The organism is Aliiglaciecola litoralis, from assembly GCF_039523355.1.
In the GTDB taxonomy this organism is placed as follows: domain Bacteria; phylum Pseudomonadota; class Gammaproteobacteria; order Enterobacterales; family Alteromonadaceae; genus Aliiglaciecola; species Aliiglaciecola litoralis.
Map to the genome: position 1 here is coordinate 160,971 of NZ_BAAAFD010000008.1, position 12,385 is coordinate 173,355.

General features: G+C 45.5%; 8 protein-coding genes and 1 pseudogene. 4 read left to right on the plus strand and 5 right to left on the minus strand.

All coding sequences use genetic code 11. The features are described 5' to 3' along the window. The first annotated feature begins 2 nt into the window (after window positions 1-2). Genes rsxG through nth form a run of 3 tightly spaced genes read left to right on the plus strand, consistent with a single transcriptional unit; the run spans window position 3 to window position 2,025 of the window. Window positions 3-665 (plus strand): electron transport complex subunit RsxG, encoded by a 663-nt coding sequence (gene rsxG, locus ABD036_RS13985; RefSeq protein WP_343860941.1) that lies wholly within the window; start codon window positions 3-5, stop codon window positions 663-665. Further along, window positions 666-1,364 carry an electron transport complex subunit E gene (locus ABD036_RS13990; protein ID WP_343860943.1) on the plus strand — a complete coding sequence of 233 codons (699 nt, stop codon included), beginning with the start codon at window positions 666-668 and terminating at the stop codon, window positions 1,362-1,364. It abuts the gene before it with no gap. A gap of 28 nt (window positions 1,365-1,392) precedes the next feature. Next, window positions 1,393-2,025 (plus strand): endonuclease III, encoded by a 633-nt coding sequence (gene nth, locus ABD036_RS13995; protein ID WP_343860945.1) that lies wholly within the window; start codon window positions 1,393-1,395, stop codon window positions 2,023-2,025. A gap of 304 nt (window positions 2,026-2,329) precedes the next feature. Here nth and ABD036_RS14000 read toward each other — a convergent pair whose 3' ends face one another. Further along, window positions 2,330-5,494, minus strand: a complete 3,165-nt coding sequence (locus ABD036_RS14000; protein WP_343860947.1) for a PAS domain-containing protein — start codon at window positions 5,492-5,494, stop codon at window positions 2,330-2,332. Between the two features lie 826 nt (window positions 5,495-6,320). Between ABD036_RS14000 and ABD036_RS14005 the strand changes: the two are divergent. Beyond that, window positions 6,321-6,569: pseudogene (locus ABD036_RS14005) on the plus strand (endonuclease III); the annotation flags it as partial. Window positions 6,570-6,621: 52 nt separating this feature from the next. Here the strand turns inward: ABD036_RS14005 and ABD036_RS14010 are convergent. The 4 genes from ABD036_RS14010 to ABD036_RS14025 all read right to left on the minus strand — a co-directional run bounded on the left by ABD036_RS14010 (window position 6,622) and on the right by ABD036_RS14025 (window position 11,929). Further along, a complete protein-coding gene (locus ABD036_RS14010) occupies window positions 6,622-7,797 on the minus strand; it encodes a hypothetical protein (protein ID WP_343860949.1) in 1,176 nt (391 codons plus the stop codon). Between the two features lie 12 nt (window positions 7,798-7,809). Beyond that, window positions 7,810-8,763, minus strand: coding sequence for a GlxA family transcriptional regulator (locus ABD036_RS14015; protein ID WP_343860951.1), 954 nt, complete (start codon window positions 8,761-8,763; stop codon window positions 7,810-7,812). A gap of 488 nt (window positions 8,764-9,251) precedes the next feature. Next, window positions 9,252-9,740, minus strand: a complete 489-nt coding sequence (locus ABD036_RS14020; RefSeq protein ID WP_343860953.1) for a GNAT family N-acetyltransferase — start codon at window positions 9,738-9,740, stop codon at window positions 9,252-9,254. A gap of 560 nt (window positions 9,741-10,300) precedes the next feature. Further along, complete coding sequence (locus ABD036_RS14025) at window positions 10,301-11,929, minus strand: Calx-beta domain-containing protein (protein ID WP_343860955.1); 1,629 nt, start codon at window positions 11,927-11,929, stop codon at window positions 10,301-10,303. Window positions 11,930-12,385 lie beyond the last annotated feature (456 nt).

Here is a 12,385-nt window from a genome sequence, read left to right on the forward strand (position 1 = left end):
CCATGAAAAACAGCATGCTTAAAAATGGATTAATTCTTGCCGGATTTGCACTGGCGACAACGGCAATAATAGCCGTGACATTTTCAGGTACCAAAGACACCATTGCCCAACAGCAGATACAAAAACGTCTGTCTATTTTGAGTGCGATTATCCCTAAAAATAGCTTTGATAACGATATTCAACATAGCTGTGTATTAACCAGCAACAGCGACTTGTTAGGTACAAATGAGCCACAACGCGCCTATCTTGGTTGGCAAAACGGACAACCTTCTGTTGTCGCCATAGAGGCCATTGCACCTAATGGTTACAGTGGCAAAATAGCCATCATAGTTGGGACCAAGTTGGATGGCTCAGTGACAGGTGTGCGAGTACTGGATCACAAAGAAACGCCAGGATTGGGTGATAAAATTGAATTACGTGTGAACGATTGGATTTTAAGCTTTTCAGGTGAAACAGTGACAACCGAAAACAGTGACCAATGGCAGGTGAAAAAAGACGGCGGTCAGTTCGATCAATTTACCGGCGCCACTATCACGCCACGCGCAGTGGTTAAAGCCGTTAGAAATGCGGTGCTTTATGTCAAGCAGGAACAACAAGCACTATTTGAATCAGCATCATCTTGCGAGCTCGACATCACTGACGCCCATGTTGAAGAGGTAGACTAAATGAACCAATATCAAGAGCTAAGTTGGCAGGGTCTATGGAAAAACAATCCTGCAATTGTGCAGTTGCTCGGGCTATGTCCGCTGTTAGCTGTGACGATGACGGTCATCAACGGCTTGGGATTAGGACTCGCCACTACCTTGGTACTCATTGGCTCTAACTGCACAGTATCCTTAGTACGTAATTGGGTGCCTAACGAAATCCGCATTCCCATTTTTGTGATGGTGATCGCCGGTTTCGTGACCGTAGTGCAATTGTTAATGAATGCCTACACCTTTAGCTTGTATGAAGCGCTAGGGATCTTTATTCCATTGATTGTCACCAACTGCGCCATCATTGGTCGTGCCGAGGCATATGCGTCTAAAAACCCGGTAAAATATGCAGCCTTTGATGGCTTAATGATGGGGCTAGGTTTTACCATCGTATTGATGATCCTAGGCGGTATGCGTGAATTACTTGGCAGTGGCACCTTATTGTCTGGCGCCAATTTGCTGTTTGGTGAATGGGCAAGCGTGTTAACCATTACCGTCTTTGAAACCGAGAATCCGTTTTTACTGGCGATTTTACCACCCGGTGCTTTCTTAGGAATGGGGTTTCTTATCGCGTTCAAAAACGCCTTAGATAAACGCGTCGAATCATGGGTCGTTCAACCAGAAAAAGACAAAATAGTTCAGCGTGCTCGGGTAACCACTGAAAGTTAACCTATAAACAAGTGTAAAGACGTCAAACATGAATAAGCAAAAACGCCGTGAAATGCTCGCTCGATTACAAGCGGACAACCCAAACCCTAAAACTGAGCTCAATTATTCATCGCCATTTGAACTACTCATTGCCGTCATACTCTCGGCCCAAGCAACCGATGTGGGGGTCAACAAAGCCACCGACAAACTCTATCCTGTGGCCAATACGCCAGAAGCGATTTACGCTCTAGGCGTGGATGGATTAAAGGAATATATCAAAACCATTGGACTGTTTAATGCCAAAGCAGAGAACGTGATCAAAACCTGCAAGATATTAATTGATCAACATAACTCACAAGTCCCCGAAAACAGAGAAGCTTTAGAAGCCCTGCCCGGCGTCGGTCGCAAAACCGCAAATGTGGTACTCAATACCGCCTTTGGCTGGCCTACCATAGCGGTGGATACCCATATCTTTCGCGTCTCAAACCGCACTAAACTCGCCATGGGTAAAAACGTCGATCAAGTTGAACAGAAACTTTTAAAAGTCGTACCAGCAGAGTTTAAACTGGACGTGCACCACTGGCTCATCCTGCACGGCCGCTATACCTGTATTGCCCGCAAACCACGTTGCGGTTCGTGCATCATCGAAGACTTGTGTGAGTTTAAGGATAAGACAGAATAAATATTAGGCTGCTTTGAGAGAATTGCCGTAATTCCCCAAATAGAGTAGCGGTCGTTGCAGTTTTCAAACAACTGATCCCGTCACAGAAACAACGACTTTAAATAAAGGCTGTAGGCTTGTTGCTTTTTGTCATCCTTGCATGCATTTAGCAGAGATCCCTTAGCGACTAAATAAAATCGATTCCGGTTAAAAGACCGCCGGAATGACGAGGCGGGCACAAGGTATGATGAAGCAGAAACAGGTATGACCGGTCAAGCTCAGCCTACATTTTTATTTGGCTTTGGTTTTGGTTTTTTATTAGTTTCTAGCATCTAGTCACTTGTATCTCTTTACTGTTTTCAAGCTCTATGGAGTCGATCCCATTCAGGATTTCCTGCAACCGACCGAAGTCAGCGGGCTTAGCCAGGTGATGATCAAACCCCGCGGCCTTTGACTTCTGTCGATCGCGGGATTGGTTATAGCCTGTCAACGCGATGTAGGTTGAACAATCCGCAGCTATCTTGAGTTGCCGCGCGAGTTCATACCCCGTCATGTCGGGTAGGCCAATGTCTAGGATAAACGCGTCCCAACGTGGTTCGGTCCGCGCGATGGCCACAGCGCCAGCACCATCGAAGGCGATTTCCACGTCATGGCCCAGTGCATCCAGCAGGACAGCGAGTACCTCCGCCGCATCCCGGTTGTCGTCGACCACCAGTATTTTCAATGCTGTACTCGCACCAGTGGTGGCAGATGGCGCTTGTACTAGCATCTCCTGAGTTGCCGCCAATGGCAACGTCATCGTGAATGTACTGCCCAGATTGGGGCCAAGGCTTGTGGCCTCGAGAGTCCCACCATGCTGCTCCACGATACTGCGCGCTAAAGCCAAGCCTATTCCTAGGCCACCTTGGGAGCGGTCCGGGGTGCGCTTCCCCTGCGAGAACAGCTCGAACACCGTTGGCAACAGTGCGTCGTCCATACCAATGCCGTTGTCAGTGACACGCAGCTGCACCTGTTCATTTTGGACCTGTATCGACATTTGCAGCCGACCGTTAGCTGGCGTGTACTTCGCAGCATTGTTGAGCAGATTCGCCACCACCTGAACTAGCCTGTGGCGGTCGCCGATAACTAGCGCCGCATCAGGGAATTGCGTGGTCAGTACATGCCCTCGCTCAGCGATCAAGGGCTGAGCCTGCTCCACTGCAGCGTCCATTACCGAGCGGATGTCCACTGGCTCACGCGCAACTTCCACTTGGCCCCGCGTCACCCGCGAGACGTCCAGAAGGTCATCCACAAGCTCGGTCATATGCGAGACCTGCCGCGTGATGACTCCCCCAATCTGCCGCACGCTCGCTTCATCATCCATAGGCACCATGTCCAGCAAGCTGGCCGCTGTCGCGATGGGCGCGAGAGGGTTGCGTAGCTCGTGCGCGAGCATGGCGAGGAATTCGTCCTTGCGGCGATCCGCCTGTTCAAGACTCTCGACCATCCGCCGGCGCTCTGTGATATCGAGTACCGTTCCGATCATCGACAATGGTCTGGCATTAGGCAGATCGCTTTCGAACAATACCTGCCCGCGCGCCATCGTCCACACCACCTGACCATCGGCATGGATCCATCGGAACTCCTCGCTATAGCTGCCACCGGAACCGGGTTGGAGCGCATGTTGGAGGGCAGCCTCAACCCGTGGCCAGTCCTCGGTATGGATGCGCTGGGAAAGGACGTCCAACGTCACCACCTCTTCATCGGTATCAACACCGACAATCTGGCGACATCGCAAGTCCATGTGGACATCGCCGGAGTGCGGCTCCCAGACCCAAGTACCGAATTGGGCCACATCCATGGCCAATGCAAAACGTTGTTCAGACACGCGCAATTCGTTCTCCATGCGTTTACGATCCGTAATATCGACGGATGAACCGATTAAACCAAGAATGTTCCCGTTTTCATCACGCCACGGTGCCTTAGTCGATAACCAGATGGCCGGGGTTCCATCGGACAGCATGACGTCTTCCTCGATTTGTTCCCCAACACCTGAATCCATGATGCGCTTGTCGGTCGCCATTATCGCCGCGCTTTGAGCGCTGTCCGCGAGCACATCACCATCCGTAAGACCCAGGAACTTCTCCGGGGGCAATCCCAGTAGTTCCGCGACTCCGTGATTGGCAACAACGAACCGACCGTCACGATCCTTGGCATAGACCACTCCGGGTACCGCATCGGTAAACATACGTAGCAATGTGCCGGCCTGGTCGCGTTCGGATTCCATGCGTCGCCGCTCCTCGATGTCTAGCAGTACGCCAGGGAAGCGGACCGCCCTGCCGGCGGCGTCATGCTCCACTCGGCCGTTGGCTTCGACCCATCGGAAGCATCCGTCCCTCTGCGAGACCCTGTATTCGCATCGGTATGCGCCCCCCCGACTCATCACCTCTTCGATCGCCATTGTGACCTTGGCACGATCATCAGCGTGGATGGATTCCATAACGTATTCCAGTGGAAGGCCCGACTTGCACTGCTCCTCTTCGAGTCCAAAACTGGCAGCGAAACGGGCGTCTGCGATGAAACGATTGTCCGGGATCGTCCATACCCAGGTCCCAACGATGGCGCCCGCGTCCAGCGCCAGTTGCACGCGTTCTGCCGCGTCCGCTGCATCTGCAGCCACTTTCTTATGCTCAGTGATATCGCGAACGAACACGGCCAGACCCGCGTCGACCTTATAGGCGCGCGCTTCAAACCAGCGCAATTCTTGTTCAGCTGATACGTGGGAATAATCGAGCTGCTCCGGCATACCACTGGCACTGACCCGTTGGCACATTGAGTAGACTGAAGCCAGCCCGCCTTCCGAGAACAAGGCTCCGAAATCTTTTCCCACCATATCGCCCTCCGTCTTAATCAGGCACGAAGCGGCATCATTAGTTTCCAGCACGCGGAAATCGGATCCCAGTAGCAGAAATGCCTCGTCCATGTTGTTCAGCACGTCGCGATGCCGGGCCTCGCTTTCGGCTAACCGTTGCTCCGCCAGCACCTGGGCGGTGATCTCCGTGCAAGCGCAGAACAAACCCTCGACTTCCAAACCGTCGCCTCGCACCGGAGAATAGAAGAAGGAAAAATGAGTCTGTTCCGGATAGCCGTGCCGCTGCACCATCAACGGGATGTCCCGCATCTGCACGGGCTCGCCTCTCAGGGCAGAAGATACTATCGGCTGGAGTTGCTCCCGGATCTCGTACCAGACTTCTAAGAAATCCCGGCCAAGCGCATCTGGATGCTTGTTTCCGAGGATCTCCGCGTAGTAGTCATTATAGATAAGAGTGCGCGTGGGACCCCACGCTACAAACATCGGTTGGTTTGACGCCAACATGATTCCAACCAACGTCTTTAGTGACGACGGCCAGACCGTCGATGCACCTAGGGGCGTCTGTTCCCAAGCAAAAGCCCGCAACCGCGCGCCCATTGCCCCGCCGCCAGCCAAAAATAGTGGTGTTTCTTTTGTCAATTGGTCCTACCCTTAACGCCAGTGTAAACGACTGCCGAGCATTTGCGCGGCAGTCCAGTGAGCGCAGCAAACGTGTTTAACACAATTGTTAGACGAATTAGTCATCACTCAACAACTGCTCATTTCTACATGGATAATTATTGAGGAAATCTCTTGTCAATATGTAGTGCTCTGTTTCTTCATATGTGATTTCTAATATACCAGATTCACTAAATTTTAGAGTCTTAGCATTTGGATATGCAAGAGAATTAGCGAATGCGTTGCAATTATGAACTGCGACTCATCATTAACAAGCTCATGAATTGCAGCAAGAGCAGCCAGTTGACGTGTTGGTGAAAGTAGAGCCTCTGGCTAATCTAGTATGTATAAGCCATTTCCATGCAATTTATCAAAGCGCAATGACATAAATGATTCGCCATGCGACCTTGCATCAAGTGATTTATGACCAAATCCGGCTAAATAACCAACATCATCTATGTGTGATGCAACAATAAAAAAAGTTCAACACGCAAAAAATTTAGACGTCTCAGCAACATGCGGGCTTCTAATTACTTTTAATTTGCGCAACCTACTAAATAAACATTTAGTTAGAAGGCACCTTGAACACTAAATTACCTTTCATAGAGGATATTACTGAGAAGGCTCAATAATATCCGAGTTGGCGTTTGATTGATTTAAACCGCTCAAACAGCTATTTAAATGGTAATATAACGTTAAATGTCTGCTTAGTTTGTTATTTGAAACGTCCCTGTGAGTTAACCTATGACCGTTTATGGGCACAAGGCAGACAAAGAATTAATTACTTCTTTCATATCTATCTTAATTGTCTTTTGGCTGGCCAACCATAGCCGTGGACCCCCAAATATTCCGAGTAAGTAGCCGTACTAAACTCGCGATGGGCAAAAACGTCGACCAAGTAGAGCAAAAACTACTGAAAGTAGTCCCTGCCGAATTTAAAGTGGATGTACATCACTGGTTGATATTACATGGACGTTATACCTGCATCGCCCGCAAACCACGTTTTGGTTCATGCATCATCGAAGACTTGTGTGAGTTTAAAGATAAAACTGAATAGATTCTTTGTTGCTTCCTTTGATTTGAGCATTTTTCAATTAATCTAAAAATAGTTAATCCGCATAAAGATATATTGCGGCCGCTTTCCCCATGTCTTTGTAGTTGTGTCCCACGCCTTGAACCACTTCGATTTTCCAATTGAAATTTGCGCCAATATCTGACGCTTGTTGCTTCCCTTTTTGATAAAAATACTGACTTCTAGACAATCTCCCCTGCCCTTGTTTATCAACTATTGGAGTATGTAACATGCTCCCACTTGTTTCTTCCTCATTATCTAGCTCACCGATAAGTAGAACAAGATGAGAGGCAAAACTACGATGCAGATGCTGCTCTGTTATTTGACTATCTCGTAAGCCAAATGGAAGTCTATGTTCATAGTTTGCAATGGTATAAGAGCCTGAATTAGAAGCTAATATTCTGTTCACTTTCGACATAGGCTTAAATATAGCTAGTCTATGAAGAATTTGACCACCTGCTGAATGCCCAAAAATATCATAGCGCGTTTGTTTAGTTGCCAACGATTCGATAGCTTGTTCGAATATTCGGTCAAAGTCGTTGAAAATCCAAGTATCAGAATTGTTGTTGATATCAAACGCCAATTCATCATCACTAAAATAATACTTACCTGTTTTTTTACCCACTTCCATCGCAAGTTGATTAGTAAAAGTAAAGCTAGAAACTGTGCGCCCTAAATGATAATCGCCAAACCCATAATCAACTTCTGCATAAGCGGGAGACAATATTAAAACATTGTATTTTTCAGATGCTTCAATCCAGCTATCTCTATAGCTCCAAGCATTTCTTCCCGCCCCAGGAACAACAATCAACACGCTAGAGCTAGGACCAAAGTGTTTGGGTTTATGATAGAAAATATTGATTAATTTATGAGGGTTACCTTTCCCGCCAGCAATAAAGTAATTTCCAGAGCCTGTATGCAATTTAATATCAGGACTAACTGAGGGCTCGTGCAACTCAATAAGATTCATATTACAAACAGGGCATTTACCATCATGCTCGTACACCTTGGTGTTATAGATGCTTGTAACATGCGGACAAAGTTGACATACGTATTTAGTCGAGGTGCTATTTAAAACAGGCTTATTTGGCACATTGAACAGCGTTTCACTTTTGCCACTAGTTAATTTTTCTTCGCCAACTATGGTTTCGGTGTTGTTTGCCAAATTGCTTGGCGAGAATAAGATAATTAATAATAACGTTAAGATTCTCATCAACTTAGCCGGTTATTGCGATACAAAGGCGTTTCTGTACGCTGTAGGACTGACTGAAAAATTACGTTCAAAGGCACGGTTGAAGCCATTATTGGTCTTATAGCCAAGGCTACAAGCAATGATCTTAATATCCTTTTCCGATGTCACTAAGTACTCAGTCGCTAATTGCATTCGGTATCTTTCAATATATTGTGCTGGTGAGATTTTCGTTTCCTGCAAAAACATTCTATGGCACTGCCGTTCACTCAAATGAACTAAGTTTGCCAAATCCCTTACTGTGATATCTTCGCTAACGTGATTTTTTATCCAATCATTGATTGCATCCATTCGTTTTGTTTTAGGCGCTTGCATATTTAAAGCGTCAGAATATTGCTTTTGATTTCCTGAACGTCTCGAATAAATCACGAGGTACTTTGCCACTTGATGAGAAACACTTTTCCCCAAGTCTAATTCAATGAGTCTTAGGGTTAAGTCAATCCCTGAGGTGACGCCCGCAGATGACCAATATCGACCATCCTGAACATAGATTTTTTCGTTATCAACATTCAATGCGGGGTATTGAGTTGCCATCTCATTTATAAACGCCCAGTGTGTGGTCACCGTTGTATTTTCGGGTAACCCTGCTCTAGCGGTTAAAAATGCACCTGTGCAGATTGACACCAAACGTTTGCATTTAGACATTAACGACCTTAGGTAAGTTATTTGCGACCCAGTAATTTCGCTACTTCTGGCGCCTTTTCCTCCAGGAATGACAAGCGTATGACAATTATCGACTTCTTTTAATGACATATCGGGAGTCAGTTGAATTCCAGACTCACAAATTATTGGCCTACTATCGAAACCAACGACTAGTATTTCATAGCTTCCCTTTCGTAATTGATTGGCTTCATGAAAAGCAGATTGGGCACCCGCTAAATCCAGAAGCTCCATATCATCGTAAACTAAAAAACAAATCGTTTTCTTCATCAAAGATATCTCGTATTTCAAACCGTTGATGATTATAAACCTAATCAACCAAGTCTTAAATGACACTCAAGCAACCAATACTGCCACATTAAACTAACCTAAGATGAAACACGGAATGTAATGCACTGGACGCGTAAATCTTGGAACTAATTAAATATTACGCAGTTGATTATCTTTCACGCAGTGCAGATATTGACTGCCTAATAAATGTTATAACCTTCATAATATTCAAGGTTTAAATCGTGTCAGAGTAGTCATTAACAAAACCGCCGACCAAGCGAAGCAGAGACGAATAAGCTGAAATGGCTTAATTATTTTTAGATGTGTATACATAGCAGGTATGTCTTAGGCGGTATGCTGTACTTGAGCAAAACTCCGATGTGATGCACGTAATATTGAAGGCTTTTGTGAGTTTAAAGATTAAACTAAATAGCGTTACCTTTCGGTTTTCATAAAAGGCAACTTGTTGGTTTTAAAAATTGACCTCGTTATGTTTGCAACCATTTGTACATTACCAAAGCGTCTATGTAACCTTGTATAGGATGATTAAACGCTTTAGGTAAAATCCCTACGGTATCAAAACCAAGTTTATTCCATAATCGTACTGCGCCTTCATTGCTGGATGCGACAAAATTAAATTGCATGGCTTTATAACCAAGCTCTAGTGCCATTTTTTGAGAATGCTGACACATTGACGTTGCCAAACCTCGGCCTCTTGCTTGCGAAGAAACCATATATCCGCAATTGCAAACGTGACTTCCAGGGCCAGCTTGATTAGTTTTTAAATAATACGTACCTAGAATCGCGCCACCTTCTTCAAATACGAATGTCTTATTTGGGGCTTCTGACCATATTTTCTTTGCCTGATCTTTAGTTGTATTAGTGTCATAAGCGTAAGTCTGGCCAGCGTTAACTATTTCATGAAAAATAGGCCAGATTAAATCCCAATCTTCTTTAGTCGCTTCTCTGATATTCATATTTATACTTCTGTCTCTTTGAGTGCATAGACACAATGACCTTTGGTGGAATGTCTGTCTCCGCACTTTTCGTGGGTTAGCTTCCAGCAAAGCCGTAACTAGTTCGTTTAATACTAAATCAAATTGAAGACTAGCATGAACAAACATGGCTCATTTTTTAGTGTTTTTAAATTAGGGAGATAGGTCATGAACTTCGATCAACAGCCAAAATCGCGTTGTAAACCTGTATAAATTATACAAGGCTTTGCAATTTTTACAGGATCGGGGGAATGAGCCGAACCACTAATATAAGTGATTTATTCACGGTCGTTTCACTTCAAGTTAATGATTAGATGAGCAAAAGACTTGCGCAATTATCGACTCCTGCATGGCTCGAATAGTTTCGGGCCACGTTTAAGGCTAACACAGCTTTTTTTTTGGGCGAATGATGTGAGCTTGTACAAACCAAACCGTAAGATAAATGGTACTGAATGACACTAAAAGTTTGCACCTATCTATGCCAATAAACAAAAAAGGTTCACCGTTGGGTGAACCTTTATAAACATGTATCTGCTGTGGGACTATCGACGTAGTTGTTTGCGCCTTATGATGCCGACAAAACCTAATAGCAGTGCATACAAGCCGATACTTCCTCCTCCACCACTGCCTTTTTTCTGTGATGGTGGAGGAAGTATCACAAGTTCATCATTGTCGACGATAGTCACTTCCACGCTGCCACTAACATTTGAGCCGTCAGCTGTGCTCGAAATAGCCACGGTGAAGGTTTCGCTATCCTCAACGGTAGAATCTTCGACCGCAGTGAGAACAACTTCCTTGTTTTTTTCACCCTCTAAAAAGGTCACTTGTGTTGCACTGATGGTATAATCGTCACTGGTTGTGGTGCTATCAGTTATTGACAGATTCACGACCAACTCCCCAGTAGAACCGCCGGTTCTTACTAAAGGTAGTGTAACGGTTTGACCTTCGGAAACACGCAAGGTGCCAGAAATTTGCACATCGCCTTTTTCGGGCGAACCGACTGAATCGTCCTCAGTATCTTCTGAAACGATAGATATTTCAGTAGGTTGGGTGCCAATATTCACCCCAACTGGATACCGTAAACCAAGTTCAAACGTCTCAACACTTTCAATTTCAGTGTCATCCACAAGAATTATTTCATAAACCGAGCTTCCACTTGAGGTGCTTAGTTTTATACGTTGATTTTCGAACTGGAAGTCATTGCGATCGGCAGTGCCTGACTTTGTGTATATCTCAGCGGTGCCTCCAGAAGGTCCGACGTCAGCCCAGTTAACAATGACAGAAATTGAGCCGCTCTCTTCATTAAAGGTATCAGCGGTTAAGGAGTAAGTTATTTCACCCGCAGCCGGTAATGGCGCGATATAATTATTAAATGGCGTTTCTGCTTGTATAAAGCGGTCACTCTCAATGGCGTCATAATAATATGTGCGAACGTCAGCTACTTCTGCATCGCCACACTGCTCACCGGTTTCATTATTGATAACTTCAGGAGAAGACATGAAAAATTCATTTCTTTTTACCACCTCGGTAGCCATCATACTAGCCACGGAACCACAGACCCAGCCGCCCATTGTTGGATAAGGTTCATTACCGGCAACGTCATGGAGCAGACCGTCGTTATGACCAAGCATATGGGCCAAGGTACTGTATTCCAGATTTTCACCGTAGTGAGGTGTAAAGTACGAAACTGAACCGCCTAACGAAGCCAATCCTGCGATACCTTCTGGTATGGAACCGACTATGACGGCGTAATATGACGCATTGTATTCACTCTCTAGTGCTTCCTTATTTTCACGCACATAATTGGCCGCTACGCTAATACTCACTTCTGACTCGTCGAGGTTGCCGGGATAGGGAATAACCGCAGAAAGGCGCCTCTCAAGGCTAATATTATTGACCGTCATGTACTGATTAGCGTATTGCAATGAGGTGTCAATATAAGCGTGCAATTCATCTATACCACCTAGTCTTTCAAGCGCGGCAGGCGTGTAATAAAATAGAATGTTAGTGGTTATTTGCTTCGTATTGCTAGGGAAATTAGGAATAGACAATACTGGCGAATGGGATGAGTTCGCGACACCTACGCTTGAATTGCCACCTGACTGGATTGCCATTGCATTGCCAGAAACTAAAGCCGCACAGGCTAACGTCGTATACAAAAATTTGTTCATAATACTGCCTTTTTTCATTTACAAGTTAATCCGAGGTTTCCGGTGAATCTTACTGAACGTAAAATATTCGGAGGATAAAAATTGACGCTGTTCCATGGTTAAAAAAAGCTTAATAACTACTTGATAAATAGCATTTACCCTAGCGCTAACTGTAAATCGCTCACATTGACTTTTGTAAACCACTATGGGGTAGCAACGCCTTCTAATACCAACAGAGCGAACCCATTTATTCGTTACTAGGAAGCACTCAAGCAGAAATCGCGCCATCATTTCATGTAGGGTTAATTGAAGTTTCGAGATGAACTAATCGTTACTTTTGAAATGACATCAGAAGAATTCCATTTCACGTCAGGGTTAAACTTTACCCTAGGGATGAATGGCAAGGTCTAAGGCTTCACATTGTGTGAGCTGGATTTTAAAAAAACTAAATAGTCTAGGGCTCGACTTGCAGAGCTC